This is a genomic window from Mesorhizobium sp. M0768 (assembly GCF_040320195.1).
Taxonomy (GTDB): domain Bacteria; phylum Pseudomonadota; class Alphaproteobacteria; order Rhizobiales; family Rhizobiaceae; genus Mesorhizobium.
On the sequence record NZ_JAMYPD010000007.1, the window covers coordinates 172,907 to 192,374 of the forward strand.

Here is a 19,468-nt window from a genome sequence, read left to right on the forward strand (position 1 = left end):
AAATAGCGCGATCCGTCCGGCAGTACCAATCGCTTAATCCAGGCGGGCAGCTTGTGCAAAAAGCCCCGGACGAACCGGGGCTTTTTGGTCTCGCATCGTCGGAGCGCCGGCTATTCCGCCGGCGACGGTTTCTTGCGGAACAGCGCGACCAGATTGTCCCACAATTCGATCTTGGCGCCTTGCCGCTTCATGATCACGCCCTGCTGCAGGATCGACAGCGTGTTGTTCCAGGCCCAGTAGATGACGAGGCCGGCCGGAAAACCCGCCATCATGAAGGTGAAGATCACGGGCATCCACGTGAAGATCGCCGCCTGCGTCGGGTCCGGCGGCGTCGGGTTCATGCGCATCTGCAGGAACATCGTCACGCCCATGATCAGCGGCCAGACGCCGATCATCAGCATGTGCGGCAAGGTAACGGGGATCAGCCCGAACAGGTTGAAAATCGATGTCGGGTCCGGCGCCGCCAGATCCTGGATCCAGCCGAAGAACGGCGCGTGCCGCATTTCGATGGTGATGTAGAGCACCTTGTAGAGCGAGAAGAACACCGGGATCTGCAATGCCACCGGCCAGCAGCCGGCGAGCGGATTGATCTTCTCGGTCTTGTAGAGCTCCATCATCGCCTGCTGCTGCTTCATCTTGTCGTCCGCGTATTTCTCGCGGATCTCGAGCATCTTGGGCTGCACCTTCTTCATGTTCGCCATCGACGCATAGGACTTGTTGGCGAGCGGGAAGAACAGCGCCTTGACGATGACGGTGGTGGCGAGGATCGCCAGACCGAAATTGCCGAAGAATTTGTAAAGCGTGTCGATCAGCCAGAACATCGGCTTGGTGATGAAATAGAACCAGCCCCAGTCGATCAGGAGGTCGAACTGACGGATATGACGGTCCTTTTCATAGGCGTTGATCGTCGAAACTTCCTTGGCGCCGGCGAATATCTCCGACTCCACGGTCGTCGATTGCCCGGGAGCGATTGTGACCGGATCGGACAGGAAATCGGACTGGTAGCTGTGCGGATGGGGCCCGCTTTTGAACTCGAAATAAGAGAATTTGGGCTGAAATTCGCCGCCGCCAGGCGGCACCAGGGTCACCGCCCAGTATTTATCGGTGATGCCTAGCCAGCCGTCGGTCGACTTGCCTGGCTTGTATTCCCTTTCCGATTCGACGCTGGAGTATTTGTACTCCTGCAGGCCCTCGCTTCCGGTAACGCCGATCAGGCCTTCGTGCAGCACATAGGTACTGGCGATAGCCGGCTTGTCGAAACGGGTGACGCGGCCATAGTTCGACAGCGTCGCGGGCGCCGAGCCGCCGTTCTGGACCGTGTCGGACACGGTGAACATATACTGGGCGTCGACCGAGAAGGTGCGTTTGAAGGTCAGGCCCTTGTCGTTGGTGAAGGTCAGTGTCACCGGCGTCGCCGGTGTCAGCGTCGCATTGCCGTCGGTCTGCCAGACGGTGTCGGGACCCGGCAGCCTGCCCACATCCGGCGTGCCGGAAAAACCAATCTCGGCGAAATAGCCGTTCGGCAGGGACGCCGGGTTGAGCAACGCGATCTCGGGCGAGGTCTTGTCGACCGTCTCCCTGTAATGCTTGAGCTTGAGATCGTCGAGACGTGCGCCGGTGAGGTTGATCGAGCCTTCGAGGCTCGGCGTGTCGATCTTGACGCGCTTGGTCGAGGCGATCGCCTGGTCGCGGCTAGCCGCGGTGACGGCTTCGCCGCCAGGCGCGCTCGGAATGGCGCCGGGCTGCACCGGTGTTTCGCTGGCGCCCGGACTGGTGCCTTGGGCGGCCTTCTTCTGCTCCGCCACGCGCTGCTCTTCGATGCGGGCGGCTTCGCGCTGCATCTCGCTGCGCGGCATCACATAGAAATATTGCCAAAGCGCCAGGATCAGCACCGACAGTGCGATGGTGATGAAGAAGTTGCGGTTGTTTTCCATCGAAGCCCTTGGCCTATCGTGTTCCACGCAATCTGCGGGAGAGTTCGGCCTTCAACTGGCCGAACGGAGTGGTAAGCACGTCTTCGCGCCCGACGATGACATAATCATTGCCCGGCGCCATGTCATCCGCGGCATGCGTGCGCACGGCCTCTCTGAGCCGCCGCCGGATGCGGTTGCGAACGACGGCGTTGCCGACCTTCCTAGTGACGGTGTAGCCGACGCGCGGCGCCTCGCTGTCGCCGCGGCCCAGGACCTCGACGAGGAAAAGCCGCCCGCGGCGCTTTTCGCCGCGGCGGACAGCCAGGAATTCCGCGCGCTTCAGAAGCCGCTTGGGATGGGCACCCGTTGGCTTGCCGGTTGCGGGCAACGATCTTGTCTCTCGCTTGGTGCTCAGGCGCTGAGACGCTTGCGGCCGCGGTTGCGGCGGGCTGCGACGACGCCGCGGCCACCTTTGGTGGCCATGCGGGCGCGGAAACCGTGCCTGCGTTTGCGGACGAGTTTGGACGGCTGGTAAGTACGCTTCATTTGTTTAAATACCGCGGGGTGCGGCCCTTCTTGATTCTGTCACTTTGTAACAGGAGCTTTGCCGGGCCGGTTTAGGCGCGATCGAAACCGCGCCGGGACGAATGGCCCGAGCGTGAGCGGGCTTATAGAAAGAAGGGTTTTGGAAGTCAATCCAGCGTGTCGGGCCGGCATTGTCGGACCGGCATCGAAGTCTTGCGGCCCTTTGTCCGGCTTCGACCAAGGATGAATTTGGCAAAAAAGCCGCAATCGCCTAATCTCACCCGATCAAGCGATCGTGAAGACGAGCAGTCCCTAAGACAAGCAGCCGTGATGACAGGCAGCCGTGACGACGAGCATGAGTGAAGTCCCAGCAACCGACGAAAGCATCGCCCAGGCGAAGGCGGCCACCCGCAGGGTGCCGCTGGCGCGCGGCCTGTCGACCAAGTTGCTGCTGCTCACCATCGTCTTCGTGCTCTTGGCCGAAATCCTCATCTTCGTGCCCTGGATCGCCAGCTACAGGCTGAGTTGGCTGAAGGAGAGGCTGAGCACCGCCGCCGCGGTTTCCATCGTCCTAGTGCAGGGCGAACCTGCCTCGCTGTCGCGTGCCGCCCAGAACGACGTACTGATGGCGATCGGCGCCAAGGCGATCGCCGTGCGCGACGGCGGCGTCTCGCGGCTTCTGGTCGTGGCCGAAATGCCGCCGCAGGTCGACGAGCATATCGATATCGCCAATGTCGGCATGATCGAGGGTATGACCGGCGCGCTGGACACGCTGTTTTTCGGCGGCAAGCGGATGCTGCGCGTTTTCGGGCCGGTCGGCGACAGCGACAAAGAATTCGAGCTGATCATGCCCGACCACCGCCTGCGCAATGCCATGCTGATCTATTCGCGCAACGTCGCCTTCGTCTCGCTGCTGATCTCGCTGTTCACCGCCATGCTGGTCTACGCCGCGATAGACCTGATCATGATCGGCCCGATCAGGACGATGACACGCTCGATGCTGTCCTTTTCCGAGGCGCCCGACGACCCCGGCCGCATCATTCACCCCGCCGCCCGGGCCGACGAGATCGGCGTCGCCGAACGCGAGCTGTCGCAGATGCAGGAGCGGCTGCAGAAGATGCTGACCGAGCAGAAGCACCTGGCCGATCTCGGCCTGGCCGTGTCGAAGATCAACCACGACATGCGCAACATCCTCGCCTCGGCGCAACTGATGTCGGACCGCCTGCGCCAGGTCAAGGACCCGACCGTGCAGGCATTCGCACCAAAACTGCTGCGCGCGCTCGACCGTGCGGTGTCCTACTCGGAGGGCGTGCTGGCCTATGGCCGCACCCAGGAGCCGCCGCCGTCGCGCCGCAGGCTGCGGCTGCGCCAGCTGGTCGAGGACGTCCAGGGCCTGCTCGACATCGAATGCGGCATCGAATTCGTCAACGCCGTCGATCCGGTGCTCGAGGTCGACGCCGATTCCGACCAGCTGTTCCGCGTGCTCACCAATCTTAGCCGCAACGCCGTGCAGGCGATGGCGGCCGACACCGAGAGCGCCGTGGTGCGCCGCCTGACCATATCGGCCGAGCGCATCGGCAGCGTCAGCCGCATCGTCGTCACCGACACCGGCCCCGGCCTGCCGCCAAAGGCGCGAGAAAACCTGTTCGCGGCATTCCGCGGCTCGGCCCGCAGCGGCGGCACCGGCCTTGGCCTGGCGATCGCCCATGAATTGATCCGCGCCCATGGCGGCACGGTGGAGCTGGTCGAAAGCATCGGCGGCCGCACCACATTCGCGGTCACCATTCCCGACCAGCCGGTCCGGCTCGACCAGGCCCGCAACGGACTGCGCCGCCCGGCGTAACGAACCGTTTCGTTACGGACCGTTTCAATTCGCAAATGGTTGGTCCGAGGCTACGAGCCATCGGCTCGGCCGCCGTGCAACGGCGTCTTTCGTTACGGGCCGTTCCGATTGGCAAATGACTGATCCAAGACGACGACCTATCGGCTCGGCCGCCGCGTGACGCGATCTTGCCTTCGCCGGCCGGCGCATGACGGCAAAACATGACGGCAAAACTTTTGGCCAGGATCGGCTTGCTTTTCGCAAATTCAGTCGCTAGGGAACAGCTCACATTCGCGGCCGGTCGCCAGAATCGGATCGCGGGGCTATGCAAAGCATGGCCTGTTGCGCGCCCGTAGCTCAGCTGGATAGAGCACCAGACTACGAATCTGGGGGTCAGGAGTTCGAATCTCTTCGGGCGCGCCAATAAACTCATGCCTACCCCCGGGAACATAAGTAACAGAATCTACCACCGGTGGCCGGAAAGTCGCGAGGGCTGAGCGCCATCCATGCCAAAAAGGGGATCGTCAGCTAATGCTGCTCAGTCGGCCTGCTTAATCTCCGGGCCCGGTTCAGTCGGCGGGCCTGGCGTGCAATCCTGGCCAGTGCATTCCTGCACGGGATCTTTCGCCGGCGGGAGACAATTTTGGCCTTCACAATGAACGGGCGGCTGCGTTGTTGCGGCTTTATTGTTCTGCGGCACAGGCCGATCCTCAGCGCGAACGGCCGGCATTCCAACGTCGATCATGGCCGTGCACAAGAGCGCAATCCGAAGCAAATTCATTTTCGCCTCCGCAACTGACAGCGAGACGCGGATTATACCTTCGAACTGCGGCCAACATCCTGTCACCCGCGAACGGCGTTAACAGCGCGTTTCATTGCCGGTCGGAAGGGCGTACCGATTGAGATCGAGCGTCGTCCTCTTCCTGGCAAAATAGCGCCAGAAACGGGGCTTTCGGCCAGAGGTGACTGAAGCCAACCTTCCGATTTTCCTGTACACCTGTTCGAAGGGTTCGAGGTGCGTTAGGGCCTCGCATATTCGAGGTTTTCAGTTCTTTCACGGGGGAACGTACATGACGGCATTCAACAGCGTCCGCTTCTGGGTCAAGCCGGGTAGTGAAGACGAATTCGTCGAACTGTTCAGCAGCGCTCCGCGCAATTTCGAGGGATTGCGAAAAATGGCTCTCATCAAATCGGGAGATGGCGCCTTCTTCTCGATTGGAGAGTGGGACACTTTTCAGCACATGGTCGATGCCAGGCACAAAATGCTGGGCAATCTTGATCGGTTCCGCCATACGTTGCAGCAGCTTGAGGGCGGATATACGGATGCTGTTTCCGGCGAGGCTGTCTTCGAAACGGACGGCAGGAGCAGCGGCAGGTCGGTATAGTTTCGCACTTCGAAAAGCTTATGCCGTGCGCCACTTCCCGGCTCTATTACCTAAACCGCACATTCCCCCTGGAAAGCTCTGCCACCGACCTGCATCCCATCAGCCGCATGTCGCGTTCGATCTCGGTTCGCATCAGGCCGAGCGCCCGTTCGACGCCGGCCTGTCCGGCGGCTGCCAGCGGGAAGAGATAGTAGCGCCCGACGCCGACGGCCTTGGCGCCCAACGACAGGGCCTTCAGCACATGCGTGCCGCGCTGGACGCCGCTGTCGATGATCACGTCTATCTTGTCGCCCACCGCGTCGGCAATCTCCGACAGTTGGTCGAAGGGGCTGCGCGAGCCGTCCAGCTGTCTGCCGCCATGATTTGACAGAACGATACCGGTGCAGCCGATGTCGACCGCCTTTCTGGCATCGGCGACGCTCATGATCCCCTTCAGGCAAAACTGGCCGTTCCAGAAGCGGACCATGTCTTCGACGTCCTTCCAATCCAGCGACGGCTCGAGGATCTCGGTGAAATAGCGGCTGATGGAAAGCGCGCCGCCGCCGAGATCGATATGGCCGTCCAACTGCGGCAGGCTGAACTTTTCGTGCGTCAAATAGTCGATAGCCCATCTCGGCTTGATCGCGAACTGCATCATGCCGCCGAGCGTAAGCCGAAAGGGGATGGAAAAGCCGGTCCGCAGGTCACGCTCGCGGTTTCCGCCGGTGACGCTGTCGACCGTCAGCATCATCACGTCGACGCCGGACGTCTTGGCGCGCTCCATCATGGCGCGGTTCAGGCCGCGATCCCTGTGGAAATAGAACTGATAGACCTGCGGCGTCCTGTGCTTGCGGACTTCCTCCAGGCTGACCGTGCCGAGCGACGAGACGCCGAACATCGTGCCGAACTTCTCCGCCGCCGCGGCGACGGCGCGCTCGCCGCTATGGTGAAACAGTCGCTGGAGAGCCGTCGGCGAACAATAGACCGGCATCGCCAGCTTCTGGCCCATGACGGTGACCGACATGTCGACCTGTCCGACGCCGGCAAGGACGTTGGGGACGAGATCGCAGTCCTCGAACGCCGCCGTGTTGCGCCGCAGCGTCGTCTCGTCGTCCGCGCCGCCATCGATATAATTGAAGATCGGACCTGGCAGGCGCTGTTTTGCCAGCCGGCGGAAGTCCTGAAAATTGTAGCAGCTTTGCAATCTCATGAAATCAATCGGGTATATGCCGGGCCCGATGTCAAGCCTGTGCCATTGTCGATCGCCGGCGCTCTCGCCTCAGCCCGCCAGAGCGCCAACCGACTCCCGCTCCACCAGCGGGCATTCGAGCTTGGTGATGGGATAGCGGCCACGACCGGGAGCAGCGGGGACTTCGAGCTGCTCGATCGCCCATTGTCCCATCGCCATATGCGGCAGGATCGACGTCGTCAGCGGCGGGAACAGATGCCGCGCGATCTCCTCGTCGTCATAACCGATCACCGAAATATCCCGGGGGATGTGCAGGCCGGCCTCCTTCAGCGCCTCGTAGCAGCCGATCGCGGTGCGGTCGTTCTGGCAGAAGATCGCGGTCGGCCGGTCCTTCAGCGCCAAGAGCTTGACGGTCGCGGCATAGCCGGCGCTCGCCGACCAGTCGCCTTCGACGACCAGCGCCGGGTCGAACGGAATGTCGGCCGTCGCCAGCGCCCGGCGGTAGCCCTTCAGCCGGTCCTGCGCCGCTTGCATCCAGGGCTCGCCGGTGATGGTGGCGATGCGCCGGTGGCCATGGCCGATCAAGTGGCGGGTGGAGCTCTGGCCGCCGGCGATCTCGCTCGGCACCACGGCGGGGAAGGCATAGTCGGCGGTGTAGCAGTTGAGCAGGATGACCGGAATGTCGAGGCCGTAGAGATAGTCCGGCGCGACGATCTCGCGGGTGAAAATGGTCATGTAGATCAGTGCCGAAATGCCCCGCTTGGTCAGTGCCGCGATGGCCCGGGGCTCCATCACCTCGTCGCCCATGGTCTGCGCCACCAACACTACATTGCCGGCGTTCCACGAGGCTTGCCGCGCCCCTTCAATGGCGACGACCGCCTCCGGGCTGGTCGCCAACTGGTCGACGGCGAAGCCGATCACGCCATCCAGCCCGTCGAATGCTGCAACCGGGGCTCGCAAGGCAGAAAACACGGGCGGCGAATAGCCCAGCGTTCGCGCCGTCTCGATCACCCGCTCTCGGGTTTGCTGCGACAGCCTGATGCCCGGCGTGTTGTTGAGCACGAACGAAACCGTCGCCTGCGAACAGCCTGCCGCCCTGGCGATGTCGGTCATGGTAACGCGGCCCTTGGGGTTTTTCCCCGACGGCTTGCGCCGCCTGGTACCCTGAAGGACCGCATCCCGAAGTGGTTCGTTCACGTCGTTAGTCCCTCGAATTTCGCATTTATAAGGCAAAGCGGCGCTAATAGATATAATCTACCCTCTTACGCGATTTAGTCGCCAATCCCAAGCGGCAGCGACTGGGAAGATCTCTCTTTTGTGGCGAGAAATCCCGATCAACTAATACTCTTTACTAATATCTGGCATCCCTATAACGTCAATCCGTCATGCCCGGACGACATCGGACCGTGCGTGTTCGGAATGCAAGCAAGCCTGGTATCGGACGGTTCCCGTCAGCCGAAGTTCGCCTGCCGTTTCGGGAAATGTCAGACAAATCGGACTATTTACGAACGGCGAATGAGTCTCTAAAGTCGATGATCGCGGCTGGAATGGCGTCGTTCCTCGCTGCCGGAACCCTGAGGAGGAGGGCGTCCAAGCCGCGTCGGCACGTTCATCATCAGCGAAAATTACTAAGTCAAATGGGAGGTTGAATATGAAATCTGTAATACGAAATGCGTCCGTCGCCGCTGCGGCCCTGCTGCTCGGCCTGTCCGCCAGCGCAATTGCGCGGGCCGACGACAAGCCGACACTGGCCTTCGTCGTCAACGGCGCTTCCGATTTCTGGAAGGCGGCCGAAGCCGGCGTCAAGAAGGCTCAAGGCGAACTGCCCAATTACAATCTGGAGCTCAAATATCCGGAGCAGTCCTCGGTCGCCATCCAGCAGCGCCTGATGGACGATCTGGTGACGGCCGGCGTGAAGGCGATCATGGTCTCGGCCGTCGATCCCAAGACGTCGACCGACGGGCTGAACAAGATCGCCTCGGAAACGGCGTTGTTCACCACCGATAGCGACGCACCGCAGACCAAGCGTGTCGCCTATATTGGCTCGTCCAATGTCGATGCCGGCAAGCAGGCGGCAGAGATCGCCAAGAAGGCCATGCCTGACGGCGGCAAGTGCCTCGGCTTCGTCGGCCTGCTCGGCGCCGACAACGCCAAGGAGCGCATCCAGGGCATGAAGGAAGGTCTCGCCGGCACCAAGATCGAATTGGTCGACGTGCGTGGCGACGACATCGATCAGGCTCGCGCCAAGAAGAACGTCGAGGACGCGCTGGTCGCCAGCCCCGACGTCACCTGCATGGTCGGCTTCTATTCCTACAACACGCCGCGCATCTATGAAGCGCTGCGCGATGCCGGCAAGCTCGGCCAGATCACCGTCGTCGGCTTCGACGACGATCCGATCACGCTGGGCGGCGTCAAGGAAGGCACCGTCGCCGCCACCGTCGTGCAGCAGCCCTTCGAATGGGCATATCAGGGCATGAAGCTGATGGCTGCCTATCTCGAGGGCGATAAGTCGGGCATTCCCGCCGATGGCCTGATCATCATCCCGACCAAGATCATCGGCAAGGACGATGTCGACGCCTACGCCGCCAGCCTCAAGGCGATGTCTGGAAACTGAGCAAATTAGGTTGCGCCGGCTCAAGGTTCGCCTTGAGCCGGCGTTCTATTGACGGGCCTCGCGAGGCCCGTCAGTCTGAGACCAAACGGCTCACCGGCTGCTGTCAGGCGTGATGAATTATTCCGACCCATCCATCGTTGCATCCACGGACGCTCCGTTCCTGAGCCTCGACGGTGTGCGCAAGACCTATCCCGGTGTCGTCGCGCTGGACGGATTCTCGATGGACGTAAGGCCCGGCGAGGTCATCGGCCTGGTCGGCGAAAACGGCGCCGGCAAATCGACGCTGATGAAGATCCTCGGGGGCGTGACCAGGCCGGACACCGGCACCATCACCGTCGATGGCGCCGCCCATGACGGGCTGACTGTCGAGGCGAGCATCGGCTCGGGCATCGCCTTCGTCCACCAGGAACTCAACCTGTTCGAAAACCTCGACGTGGCCGCCAATATCTTCTTTGGCCGCGAACCGCTGCGCGCCGGGCCGCTCAAGCTCGTCGACCGCGCCAGGCTGCGAGCGCAGGCGGCGCCGCTGCTCAAACGCGTGGGCGCCAATTTCTCGGCCGATACGCCGGTGTCGGCGCTGTCGCTGGCGCAGCAGCAAATGGTCGAGATCGCCAAGGCGCTGTCGATCGAGGCAAGGCTGGTTATCCTCGACGAACCGACCTCGAGCCTGCCGATCGCCGAAACCGACAAGCTGCTCGGCGTCATCAAGGCGCTGAAGGCAGACGGCATCAGTGTCATTTTCATCTCGCACCGCCTTCACGAGGTCGAGCGCGTCGCCGACCGCGTCGTCGTGCTCAGGGACGGAATGCTCGCCGGAACCTTGCCGAAGAGCGCGATCAATCACGACCAGATGGTCAAGCTGATGATCGGCCGCATGCTGAAGGAGCGCGAGAAGGCCGCGGAATCGGCGCGCCCGCCGGGCTCTGTCGCGCTGTCGGTCAAGGCCATTCGCACCGCTGCCTATCCCGACCGGCCCGTCGACCTCGATGTCAGGCATGGCGAGATCCTCGGCCTCGCCGGTCTCGTCGGCTCCGGCCGGACGGAGCTGGCGCGCGTCCTGTTCGGCATCGACAAGAGCTTTGGCGGCTCGTTCCAGCTTGACGGAAAAGATCTGGTTCTTGGTTCGGCCGCGGACGCAGTGGCCAACGGTATTTTCCTCGTCCCCGAGGATCGCAAGCTGACCGGCATCCTGCTCGACCTTTCGATCGCCCAAAACATCTCGCTGCCCAATCTGCCGGCGCATTCGCGGCGCTCGCTGGTCTCGGCCGGCGCCGAGGCCGCCACCGCCGAGAAGCAGAAGACCGATCTCGGCATCAGGGCGCCCTCCGTGCAGACGCGTACCGGTACGCTGTCGGGCGGCAATCAGCAAAAGGTCGTGCTTGCCAAATGGCTGGCGATGAAGCCGAAGGTGATGATTCTCGACGAACCGACCCGCGGTATCGACATCGGCGCCAAGGCCGAGATCTACGGGCTGATGCGGGCGCTGGCCGACGCCGGCGTCGCCGTGCTGATGATCTCCAGCGACATGGAGGAGGTGATCGGCGTTTCCGACCGCATTGCCGTCATGCATGAAGGCCAGATCTCGGGCATTCTCGACAAGGACCGGTTCAGCCAGGAAAACGTGCTGCTGCTGGCGGTCGGCAAGCAGCCGAAGTAGTTCGCAGGCACTGGGAGAAGACGATGAGCAAGAAAGATCTCGGCCTGCTGATCCTGATCCTGGTGGTCGGCGCGGTGGTGGCAATCATCAACCCACGCTTCCTGCTGCCGATCAATCTCGCCAACACCTCGAACCTGATCGGGTTGTTCGGCATCCTGTCGATTGGCCAAGCCTTCGTCATCATCACCGGTGGCATCGAATTGTCGGTCGGCTCGGTGGTTGCGCTGCTCGGCGTGCTGTTCATCGACTTCATCGCCACGCGCGGCATGGCCTGGCCGGTCGCCCTGCCGCTGATCCTGGTGCTCGGCGGCATCATCGGGCTGGCGCATGGCTGGCTGATCACCCGGCTCAAATTGCAGCCTTTCGTGGTGACTTTGTGCGGCCTGTTGATCTATCGCGGCGTGGCGCGCTTCTACACCGCTGACGGCACCGCCGGCTTTGCCTTCGGACAGAACTTCCCGGAACTCGAGTTCCTGACGGCGGGGCGGTCCTGGGGCGTGCCGAACAGCTTCATCGCGCTGATCGTCATCGCCGTCGTCATGTGGGTGGTGCTGCACCGGTCGGTGTTCGGGCGCTATCTCTATGCCATCGGCAAGAACGAGGAAGCGGCAAAATATTCCGGCATCCGCACCGGCCGCATCGTCATGGCCGCCTATCTCATCTGCGGCGTGCTGACGGCGCTGTCAGCTATCTATTTCGCCATGTACACACGCTCGATCTCGCCGGCGAGCCACGGCCAGTTCTACGAGCTCTATGCCATCGCGGCCGCGGTGCTCGGCGGCTTCTCGCTGCGTGGCGGCGAAGGCTCGCTGATCGGCGTCCTGCTCGGCACCGTGCTGCTGCAGGAGCTGCAGAACCTCGTCAACCTGCTCGGCATCCCGTCCTCGCTCAACTTCGCCGTCATGGGCGGGGTGATCCTCATCGGCGTGCTGGTCGACCAGCAATGGGGCGTGTTCAGGGCGCGGCGGCGGATGCTGGAAGCCACACGCAAGGGCGTGGCGGGTGCTGCCGCTGAGTGACGCAAAAATAGCTGGATGAAATACGCCGACGGCCATGGCAGGTGGCGTGAAAGAGTCAGCCGGAGCTTCGCGACAGCAGTTCAGGTCGGTCTCTATTTGGAACGAAACCCGTATCTGAGCGTTTATTTAAGCTTTGCTACGCGGAGGCGTTCCATGCCCACGAATCCAGTTAGTACCGCCAAAGTAGGAACTCACCCCCTCCACCCGATGCTGATACCTTTTCCTGTCGCGTTTCTTGTCGGTGCGTTTGTCACCGACCTGGTTTTCTGGGGGACTGCCGATGCCTTCTGGGCACGGGCATCGATGTGGCTGATCGGGGCAGCCATCGTAATGGCCCTTCTCGCTGCGACAGCCGGTTTTATCGACTTCCTCAACGAGCCGCGCATTCGCGCCTTGTCCGACGCCTGGTACCACATGCTGGGCAACTTGACCGCGGTCGTTGTGGCACTGATCAATTTCTACCTTCGCTATGCGCAAGGCGCCGAAGCCGCGGTCCGCCCATGGGGTGCGCTCTTGTCGTTCATAGTGGTCTGCATACTGCTGTTCACCGGCTGGAAGGGCTGGGAGATGGTGTATCGGCACCACGTTGCAGTTCTGGATACACCAGCGGATGCGCCAGCGAAGCCGTCGACAACCACTGCCACGGATACTCGTCACGCTGGTCGGGACCGGCACGCCGCATGAGGCCATAATCCCGAGAAGTGGATACCGGTTTCTAAAAAAGATATCGGTTAGACAAGTAGCGCCCATACCGAATGCATCGGATGGGCTCTACTTTAGATAAGGCCCGACATGTCGGAGAAGGCCATGGCCTTGCGCAGCACCTCGGCGAAGCGCTCGCCGGCGGCTTCACGAGGGCCGCTATTGTCGATCGAGGTGACACCCGGTCCGGACAGCGCCACATTGGCACTGCGCGCCAGCCGTGCCAGCACTTCGCCGCGCGATTCGCGACCCCGCAATGCCAGCCGCTCGGCCAGGATATCCGGTGTAGCCGTTATCTCGACGACCGCCAGATTGGCGTAGCGCTCCCGCAGCGCCGGGATGATCGCGCGCGAGACGTTGGCGATCGCGACACGGCCGTTTGAGACCGACCAGTCGACTTCGGCCGGGATGCCGTAGCGCAGGCCATGCGCCTCCCAGGAAATGGCGAAGGCACCATCCGCTTCGGCCTCGACGAAGGCAGCATCGGCGAGCGTATCGTGATCCTCGGTGGCCGCATCGCTCGGCCGGGTGATCACCCGGCGCACGAACTCCAGCCGGCTCTCGTCGGCAAACACGGCGCGCGCATAGCCGATCACCGTGTCCTTGCCGGCACCGCTCGGCCCGACGACGGCGACGAAGACACCGTCGCGGATCGGAAATCCGATAGCGGACAATTCACGCTCGACCGATGCCGACACCATCATGCGACCCGGCGTCCCTGCCGCCAGACCGTGCGGACGACCGGGACATGGTCGTCGACGCGCACGCGAACCAGATCGGCGCGCCGGCCGGGCTCGATGACACCGCGATCGGTGAGGCCGACCGCCTCGGCCGGGTTCTTCGAGACCATCGCCACCGCCTGTGGCAAGGAAATGCCCTCGACCACGTCGCCGAGGAAGAAGGCTGACTGGATCAGACTGAACGGAATGTAGTCCGACGACAGGATATCGAGCAGGCCATCGCCGGCCAGCGTGCGGGCCGAGACATTGCCCGAATGTGACGCGCCGCGCATGACGTTCGGCGCGCCCATCAATACGCCGAGCCCTGCCTCTTTTGAAGCCCGCGCCGCCTCCTCGGTGGTCGGGAACTCGGCGACGCGCACACCTTGCGCGATCGCTTCGTCGACATGGCCGACGGTTGCGTCGTCATGGCTGGCGAGCACGATGCCGCGCTCTTGGCAGGCAGCGGCGATGAAGCTGCGGTTCGGGCTCGAATTCCTCGCCGATTCCGCCATCCGCTTTTCGCAGAATTTCTGGAAATCGCGATCGGTCAGCTTCAGCTTGCGCTGGTAGTAATAGGCGTAGGTTTCCAAATTGACGAACTGGCGCTGTCCGGGCGCATGGTCCATCAGCGACGCCAGCCTGACCCGCTCGTCGCCGTCGAAATTGGCGAAGGCCGTGAGGCAGTCCGGCGCCGAAACCTCGCAACGCAGATGGAGGAAATGGTCGGCCCTGAGCCGGTCCTGCTGCACGCTGTCCTCGATCGCGTCGGCCAGCTTGCGTATGTCGGCGGCCGTCAGGTCGGCATCCTCGTCCATGCCGACGCGCAAGGCGTCGAGCACAGTGGTGATGCCGGCGGTCGCCACCTGCGCGTCATGGGCGAGCACAGCTGCGATCGGGTTCCAGCGCACTTTCGGCCGTGGCGCGTAATGGCCTTCGAGATGGTCGGTGTGGAGCTCGACCAGGCCAGGGATGATGAAGTCGCCGCCCATGTCCTCGCCGCTGCGGCCAGCGCCGGGATCGATGGCGGCGATCATGCCGTCGCGCAGCACGATCGACCCTTCGACGATCTGGTCGGCCAGCACAATACGGGCATTGTCAAGAACGGTCTCGGCAGTCATTTCAGGCAGTCCTTGCAGCATTTTGCAGCCAATTGAAAATGAATTGGCGTCGCACCATGCGGTTAAAGCAAATAGTCATTTAGGCGGTTCTTCTGGCCGGGCGGCGCCCGAGCGCGTGATGGGACAGCACCATGAACGGAGCGCCCGGTTCAGTTTCCACAAACAGCGTCAACGCGTCCACCGCCACCGGCCGTTGCAGCACGTCCGCAAACAGGCTGTCGATTGCTAGGCGAAGACGAGGGCTTTCCTGTGACGACACCCGGCCGGACAGCGTCATATGGAAGCGAAACGTCTCGAAGACATAGGGATAGCCCCACTGGCAGAGATTGCGGAACTCGTCGGGCTTCAGCGAATCGGGGCTGCGCCGTTCGATCTCGGCTTCCGTCAACGGCGCGCGGAAGCGGTCGAAGTCGCGCACCACGTCATCGGCGAAGCGGTTGAGCGCCGGCAGCGGTGCTTCCGGCAACAGCGCGAAGAAGCCGTCGATCTGGCTGACGACGAGGCGCGGGATCGTAACCACCGGCGTCGCCTCGGCAAAATCGTCGAGTGCTGCACGAAGCGACGTTTCCGTCTCGTTGGAGGCCAATCTGAAGGGCGCCTTCAGTGTCGCATGAAAGCCATAGCGGCGCGCCGAGGCGGTATGGAAGGCAACTTCTGCCGCCGACAACTCGCCCGCAGCCTCGACCGGCTTTGTGGCGGCACCGAATGGGTCGCGGCCGAGCCAGTTGGCGGCGATCCGTGCCAGCGGTTCGTCTTGTCGGGGGGTGAAATAGATCGCGTAGCGCATCGAAAGTCCTCGTCAGCCCCGCTGCCATAGGTGATTTCCATGACGAATTGACGAAGCTTTGCGGCGTTTTCGGTAACAAAACCACACAGCCGGGTCGTTAGCCGACGATTTTTCGCTTGGACCAGCGGTTGGGGCGAAGGGGAAATGGTTAGGCCTTCATCAGCCATTCGTGCTCGGGCGCGTTGTGGAATTTCCACGTCCGCTTCGGTCCGGCCATGACGTTGAGATAATAGAGATCATAGCCGTGGCAGGCTGCGCAGGGGTGATAACCCTTGGGGACCAGCACGACGTCGCCGTCCTCGATCGCCATCGCCTCGTCGAGCGAACGAGCACCGTTCTCGTCGGCATCGGTGTAGACGCGCTGGAAAGCAAAGCCCTGCGGCGGGTTGAGGCGGTGGTAATAGGTTTCCTCGAGATAGGATTCGGCCGGCAGATTGTCCTGGTCGTGCTTGTGCGGCGGATAGCTCGATGTGTGGCCGCCGGGCGTGATGACCTCGACCACCAGCAAGGAATCGGCCGGCCTGCCCTCCGGCAGGATGTTGGTGACATAGCGCGTGTTGGTGCCTTTGCCGCGAACCTCCTGGCGGAGATCGTCAGGTCCGATGACACGGACCGGCAGACCGCCGCCCAGTCCTGGCGCCGAGCAGACGGCAAGTTCGAGATCGGTATCGGCGCTCACCGACCACTCCGACCCCTGCGGCACATAGACCGACCACGGCTTGCCCTCGAACGGCGACATGCGTTCGCCGAGCAAGCCGAGATCCTTGCCGCCGGCCTTGGCCTTGCCCTTGCCGGTGACGAACACCAGGCAGACCTCACGATCCGCGGTTTGCCCGGAAGCGCTCTCGCCGGGCCTGAGCCGATGCAGATCGAAGCCGACATAGGTCCAGCCGGCGTTTTGCGGCGTCACATGAGCGACGCGGCCGTGGCCCTTATTGGCTTTGACGAGCAGCTTCGACATGGTCATTCCTTCGGTTCGGCGTCCGCCGATGACTTGTCCTCGTCAGCCGGCTTGTAGAGATAGAAGAATTGCCAGACGGCATAGCCGGCGAAGCCGAGCGCGATCACGCCCCAGAACGGCGTGCCGGTGGCGAATTCGATCACCGACCAGACCAGGCAGACCGCGACAACGGCAACGCGCCGCCACAGCGGCCGGAAAAACGGGTGCTCGGAGTCTTTCATCGGATCACCCCCGGCATCGGATCAGCCCTTCCTCGCGAGCCTCAAGCATTGGGAAAGCCTTTTGTCTCCACCGTATAGCCGGCCGCTGTCATCACCCGCATCAATTCCTTGTAGCCGACCTGCGCCATCTTGAGCGGCGGGTTCTTCTTCGGATCCTGCTCGGCCTCGACCACGAACCAGCCCTCATAGCCATGGTCGGCGAGCCTCTGGACGATGGCGCCAAAGTCCAAGGAGCCATCTCCCGGCACGGTGAAGGCACCAAGCGCCACCGCATCGAGAAAGGATTGCCTGCTACGATCCAGCTTGTTGATCACCTCCATGCGTACGTCTTTCACATGCACGTGGTTGATGCGCCGGTGGTGGTTATCAATAGCGCGCAGCACATCGCCGCCGGCAAAGGCCAGGTGACCCGCGTCAAGCAGCAATGGAATGCCTTCTCCCGAATAGCGCATGAAGGCATCTAGCTCTGGCTCGGTCTCAACTACTGCCGCCATATGATGATGGTAGGAGAGCGGCATGCCTTGCTCTGCACACCATTCGCCGAACTGCGTGAGCCGCCGGGCGTAGGCTTTCATTTCCTCGTCCGAAAGCCTGGGCTTGCTGGCGAGCGGCTTCGAGCGGTCGCCCTGGATGGAGCGGCCGACTTCACCATAGACGATGCATGGCGCGTTCACCGCCTTGAACAGGTCGATCATCGGCTGGATACGATCCTTGTTCTTCGCCATGTCTTCGTCGACCAGCGTCCCCGAGAACCAGCCGCCGCAAAGCGTCACGTCGGCCTCTTTCAGGATCGGCAGCATGATTTGCGGATCGTTGGGAAAGCGGCGGCCCATTTCCATTCCGGTAAAGCCAGCCGAGCGCGACTGGCGCAGGCACTCCTCCAGCGACACATCATCGCTGAGTTCGGCAAGATCGTCGTTCCACCATGCAATGGGGGACATGCCCAGTTTGGCTTTCAAGTCGTCACTCCAGTTTCAGACATTCGAGGCGCGTTCGCGGATGGCTAAAGAACCCGCCCGCCCAGCGCTTCCTCGTATTTCTTGCGCGCGGCATTCACTTGCGGCCGTGCCGAGACTTCCGGCACTGCGACATCCCACCAGCTTCCACCGGCCTCGGTCGAAACCAGCGGGTCGGTGTCGATGACCAGCACCGTCGTTCGCGTGTTCTTCTTCGCTTGCGCCAGCGCCGTTTCCAGCCCGGCGACCGACGGCACTTTTTCGGCAATCGCACCCATGCTCGCAGCGTGCGCGGCGAAGTCGATCTCGGGCAAGGTTTCGTGACGGGCGTCCTTCAGCAGATTGTTGAAGTTGGCGCCGCCGGTCGCCATCTGCAACCGGTTGATGCAGCCATAGCCGCGGTTGTCGAGCAGCACGATGGTCAGCTTGAGGCCGAGCATCACCGAGGTCGCGATCTCGGAATTGAGCATCAGGTAAGAGCCGTCGCCGATCATCACCACGACCTCTTCGTCCGGCTTGGCCATCTTGACGCCAAGCCCGCCGGCGATTTCATAGCCCATTGTCGAGAAGCCGTATTCTGCGTGGTAGGAGCCGGGGGTACCCGCCTGCCATAGCTTGTGCAATTCGCCGGGCAAGCCGCCGGCGGCATGAAGCAGTACCACGCCGGAGCCCATGGCGCGCTGTACTGCGCCGATCACTTGCGCGTCGGACGGATAGGCGGCATTGGTCGACGCCGTCACCTTGTCGGCATCCGCTTGCCAGTTCTTCTTGCCCGTGATCGCATTGTCGGTCCAGCCTGAAGGGGCTTTCCAGCCTTTCAGCGCCGCAGCGAGTTCGGCGAGCCCTTCCGCCGCATCGGCGACCAGCGGCAGCGCCTGGTGCTTTCCGGCGTCAAAAGGCTGCACGTTGAGCCCGATGATGGTCCTGCCGGCATGCTTGAACAATGCCCAGGAGCCGGTGGTGAAATCCTGCAGTCTGGTGCCGACGGCAAGCACGACGTCGGCCTCTTCGGCCAGCCTGTTGGCCGCCGAAGTGCCGGTAACGCCGACCGCGCCCATGTTCAACGGATGATCGTCCGGGAGCGAGGATTTGCCGCCTTGCGTCTCACAAACTGGAATGCCGGCGCCTTGCACCAGTTTTGCCAGCTCCTCGGACGCCTGCGAATAGAGTGCGCCGCCGCCCGCGATCACCAGCGGCTTTTTCGCTGCTTTGAGTACCGCGACTGCGGCCGCCAGTTCGTTGCGGTCCGGGCGCTGCCGTCGCGGCGTCCAGAGTCGCTCGGCAAAGAAACTCTCGGGGTAGTCATAGGCCTCGGCCTGCACGTCCTGGCACAGCGCCAGCGTCACCGGGCCGCATTCGGCGGGATCGGTCAGCACCTGCATGGCGCGGTTGAGCGCCGGCACGATCTGCTCCGGCCGCGTGATGCGGTCGAAATAGCGCGACACCGGGCGGAGGCAGTCATTGACCGTCGCCGTGCCATCGGAAAAATCCTCGGCCTGCTGCAGGACGGGATCGGGAATGCGATTGGCGAAGACGTCGCCAGGCAGAAACAGGACAGGCAACCTGTTTACATGCGCAAGTGCCGCAGCGGTCACCATGTTGAGCGCGCCGGGGCCGATCGAACTGGTCGCGGCCATGAAGCGGCGGCGGAAATTGGCCTTGGCGTAGGCGATCGCCGCATGCGCCATTGCCTGCTCGTTATGGGCACGGAAGGTCGGCAGTTCGTCGCGAACCTGGTAGAGCGCCTCGCCGACGCCGGCGACATTGCCGTGGCCGAAGATCGCCCAGACTCCGCCGAAGATCGGCACTTTCTTGCCGTGCATCTCGGTCATCTGTCGGGCAAGAAAGCGGGTCAGCGCCTGCGCCATCGTCAGGCGGATTGTCTTGGTCATGTCGGT

The 19,468-nt window shown here is 62.7% G+C and carries 18 protein-coding genes and 1 tRNA gene; 7 read left to right on the top strand and 12 right to left on the bottom strand.

Going from position 1 to position 19,468, the window contains the following annotated elements; all coding sequences use genetic code 11:
• Positions 1 to 110: 110 nt before the first annotated feature.
• From yidC to rpmH, 3 genes are read right to left on the bottom strand one after another with little or no spacing between them, the layout of a single operon-like run.
• Positions 111 to 1,934 carry a membrane protein insertase YidC gene (gene yidC, locus NKI08_RS12355; protein WP_352769521.1) on the bottom strand — a complete coding sequence of 608 codons (1,824 nt, stop codon included), beginning with the start codon at positions 1,932 to 1,934 and terminating at the stop codon, positions 111 to 113.
• Positions 1,935 to 1,947: 13 nt separating this feature from the next.
• The gene (gene rnpA, locus NKI08_RS12360) at positions 1,948 to 2,301 is read right to left on the bottom strand and encodes a ribonuclease P protein component (RefSeq protein ID WP_352539960.1); all 354 of its coding nucleotides are present in this window, start codon (positions 2,299 to 2,301) and stop codon (positions 1,948 to 1,950) included.
• 23 nt (positions 2,302 to 2,324) lie between these two features.
• Entirely contained in the window at positions 2,325 to 2,459 is a 135-nt protein-coding gene (rpmH, locus tag NKI08_RS12365; protein ID WP_008833937.1) for a 50S ribosomal protein L34, read from the bottom strand.
• A gap of 334 nt (positions 2,460 to 2,793) precedes the next feature.
• Here rpmH and NKI08_RS12370 point away from each other — a divergent pair, with 334 nt between their 5' ends.
• The 3 genes from NKI08_RS12370 (at position 2,794) to NKI08_RS12380 (ending at position 5,645) form a co-directional block, all read left to right on the top strand.
• Positions 2,794 to 4,281 carry an ATP-binding protein gene (locus NKI08_RS12370; RefSeq protein WP_352455990.1) on the top strand — a complete coding sequence of 496 codons (1,488 nt, stop codon included), beginning with the start codon at positions 2,794 to 2,796 and terminating at the stop codon, positions 4,279 to 4,281.
• 325 nt (positions 4,282 to 4,606) lie between these two features.
• A tRNA-Arg gene (locus NKI08_RS12375) sits at positions 4,607 to 4,683 on the top strand.
• Between the two features lie 647 nt (positions 4,684 to 5,330).
• On the top strand, positions 5,331 to 5,645 hold the full coding sequence (locus NKI08_RS12380; protein ID WP_352697242.1) for an antibiotic biosynthesis monooxygenase family protein: 315 nt from the start codon (positions 5,331 to 5,333) through the stop codon (positions 5,643 to 5,645).
• A 46-nt stretch (positions 5,646 to 5,691) separates the two neighbouring features.
• Here NKI08_RS12380 and NKI08_RS12385 read toward each other — a convergent pair whose 3' ends face one another.
• Together NKI08_RS12385 and NKI08_RS12390 are read right to left on the bottom strand one after the other, a co-directional pair.
• Positions 5,692 to 6,834 carry an alpha-hydroxy acid oxidase gene (locus NKI08_RS12385; protein WP_352724652.1) on the bottom strand — a complete coding sequence of 381 codons (1,143 nt, stop codon included), beginning with the start codon at positions 6,832 to 6,834 and terminating at the stop codon, positions 5,692 to 5,694.
• Positions 6,835 to 6,903: 69 nt separating this feature from the next.
• Complete coding sequence (locus NKI08_RS12390) at positions 6,904 to 7,926, bottom strand: LacI family DNA-binding transcriptional regulator (RefSeq protein ID WP_352769679.1); 1,023 nt, start codon at positions 7,924 to 7,926, stop codon at positions 6,904 to 6,906.
• A 538-nt stretch (positions 7,927 to 8,464) separates the two neighbouring features.
• On the opposite strand from NKI08_RS12390, the gene NKI08_RS12395 reads away from it, so the two are divergent.
• The 4 genes from NKI08_RS12395 (at position 8,465) to NKI08_RS12410 (ending at position 12,787) form a co-directional block, all read left to right on the top strand.
• Positions 8,465 to 9,427, top strand: coding sequence for a sugar-binding protein (locus NKI08_RS12395; protein WP_352539964.1), 963 nt, complete (start codon positions 8,465 to 8,467; stop codon positions 9,425 to 9,427).
• Between the two features lie 112 nt (positions 9,428 to 9,539).
• Positions 9,540 to 11,084, top strand: a complete 1,545-nt coding sequence (locus NKI08_RS12400; protein WP_352769527.1) for a sugar ABC transporter ATP-binding protein — start codon at positions 9,540 to 9,542, stop codon at positions 11,082 to 11,084.
• 23 nt (positions 11,085 to 11,107) lie between these two features.
• Complete coding sequence (locus NKI08_RS12405; protein WP_352769530.1) at positions 11,108 to 12,103, top strand: ABC transporter permease; 996 nt, start codon at positions 11,108 to 11,110, stop codon at positions 12,101 to 12,103.
• 153 nt (positions 12,104 to 12,256) lie between these two features.
• A complete protein-coding gene (locus NKI08_RS12410; RefSeq protein ID WP_352472336.1) occupies positions 12,257 to 12,787 on the top strand; it encodes a DUF2231 domain-containing protein in 531 nt (176 codons plus the stop codon).
• A 92-nt stretch (positions 12,788 to 12,879) separates the two neighbouring features.
• Here NKI08_RS12410 and phnN read toward each other — a convergent pair whose 3' ends face one another.
• From phnN to iolD, 7 genes are all read right to left on the bottom strand, one after another.
• Positions 12,880 to 13,509 carry a phosphonate metabolism protein/1,5-bisphosphokinase (PRPP-forming) PhnN gene (gene phnN / locus NKI08_RS12415; protein ID WP_352769533.1) on the bottom strand — a complete coding sequence of 210 codons (630 nt, stop codon included), beginning with the start codon at positions 13,507 to 13,509 and terminating at the stop codon, positions 12,880 to 12,882.
• Positions 13,506 to 14,645 carry an alpha-D-ribose 1-methylphosphonate 5-triphosphate diphosphatase gene (locus tag NKI08_RS12420; protein ID WP_352769536.1) on the bottom strand — a complete coding sequence of 380 codons (1,140 nt, stop codon included), beginning with the start codon at positions 14,643 to 14,645 and terminating at the stop codon, positions 13,506 to 13,508. The genes phnN and NKI08_RS12420 overlap by 4 nt, the downstream gene beginning before the upstream one ends.
• A gap of 79 nt (positions 14,646 to 14,724) precedes the next feature.
• Entirely contained in the window at positions 14,725 to 15,432 is a 708-nt protein-coding gene (locus NKI08_RS12425) for a DUF1045 domain-containing protein (protein ID WP_352769538.1), read from the bottom strand.
• Between the two features lie 148 nt (positions 15,433 to 15,580).
• Positions 15,581 to 16,393: a 5-deoxy-glucuronate isomerase gene (gene iolB / locus NKI08_RS12430; RefSeq protein WP_352769541.1), complete on the bottom strand. Its 813-nt coding sequence runs from the start codon at positions 16,391 to 16,393 to the stop codon at positions 15,581 to 15,583.
• A gap of 2 nt (positions 16,394 to 16,395) precedes the next feature.
• Positions 16,396 to 16,614, bottom strand: coding sequence for a DUF3329 domain-containing protein (locus tag NKI08_RS12435; RefSeq protein WP_352453009.1), 219 nt, complete (start codon positions 16,612 to 16,614; stop codon positions 16,396 to 16,398).
• 41 nt (positions 16,615 to 16,655) lie between these two features.
• Positions 16,656 to 17,573 carry a myo-inosose-2 dehydratase gene (iolE, locus tag NKI08_RS12440; protein WP_352472331.1) on the bottom strand — a complete coding sequence of 306 codons (918 nt, stop codon included), beginning with the start codon at positions 17,571 to 17,573 and terminating at the stop codon, positions 16,656 to 16,658.
• Between the two features lie 44 nt (positions 17,574 to 17,617).
• Positions 17,618 to 19,462, bottom strand: coding sequence for a 3D-(3,5/4)-trihydroxycyclohexane-1,2-dione acylhydrolase (decyclizing) (iolD, locus tag NKI08_RS12445; protein WP_352769544.1), 1,845 nt, complete (start codon positions 19,460 to 19,462; stop codon positions 17,618 to 17,620).
• Between the last annotated feature and the right edge of the window lie 6 nt (positions 19,463 to 19,468).

Coding starts and splice junctions, on each gene's coding strand:
- NKI08_RS12405 (WP_352769530.1), top strand. CDS start 11,108: ATGAGCAAGAAAGATCTCGGCCTGCTGATCCTGATCCTGGTGGTCGGC.
- NKI08_RS12395 (WP_352539964.1), top strand. CDS start 8,465: ATGAAATCTGTAATACGAAATGCGTCCGTCGCCGCTGCGGCCCTGCTG.
- iolD (WP_352769544.1), bottom strand. CDS start 19,462: ATGACCAAGACAATCCGCCTGACGATGGCGCAGGCGCTGACCCGCTTT.
- NKI08_RS12435 (WP_352453009.1), bottom strand. CDS start 16,614: ATGAAAGACTCCGAGCACCCGTTTTTCCGGCCGCTGTGGCGGCGCGTT.
- NKI08_RS12370 (WP_352455990.1), top strand. CDS start 2,794: ATGAGTGAAGTCCCAGCAACCGACGAAAGCATCGCCCAGGCGAAGGCG.
- NKI08_RS12410 (WP_352472336.1), top strand. CDS start 12,257: ATGCCCACGAATCCAGTTAGTACCGCCAAAGTAGGAACTCACCCCCTC.
- iolB (WP_352769541.1), bottom strand. CDS start 16,393: ATGTCGAAGCTGCTCGTCAAAGCCAATAAGGGCCACGGCCGCGTCGCT.
- NKI08_RS12385 (WP_352724652.1), bottom strand. CDS start 6,834: ATGAGATTGCAAAGCTGCTACAATTTTCAGGACTTCCGCCGGCTGGCA.
- rpmH (WP_008833937.1), bottom strand. CDS start 2,459: ATGAAGCGTACTTACCAGCCGTCCAAACTCGTCCGCAAACGCAGGCAC.
- yidC (WP_352769521.1), bottom strand. CDS start 1,934: ATGGAAAACAACCGCAACTTCTTCATCACCATCGCACTGTCGGTGCTG.
- NKI08_RS12380 (WP_352697242.1), top strand. CDS start 5,331: ATGACGGCATTCAACAGCGTCCGCTTCTGGGTCAAGCCGGGTAGTGAA.
- NKI08_RS12425 (WP_352769538.1), bottom strand. CDS start 15,432: ATGCGCTACGCGATCTATTTCACCCCCCGACAAGACGAACCGCTGGCA.
- phnN (WP_352769533.1), bottom strand. CDS start 13,509: ATGATGGTGTCGGCATCGGTCGAGCGTGAATTGTCCGCTATCGGATTT.
- NKI08_RS12390 (WP_352769679.1), bottom strand. CDS start 7,926: ATGACCGACATCGCCAGGGCGGCAGGCTGTTCGCAGGCGACGGTTTCG.
- NKI08_RS12420 (WP_352769536.1), bottom strand. CDS start 14,645: ATGACTGCCGAGACCGTTCTTGACAATGCCCGTATTGTGCTGGCCGAC.
- NKI08_RS12400 (WP_352769527.1), top strand. CDS start 9,540: ATGAATTATTCCGACCCATCCATCGTTGCATCCACGGACGCTCCGTTC.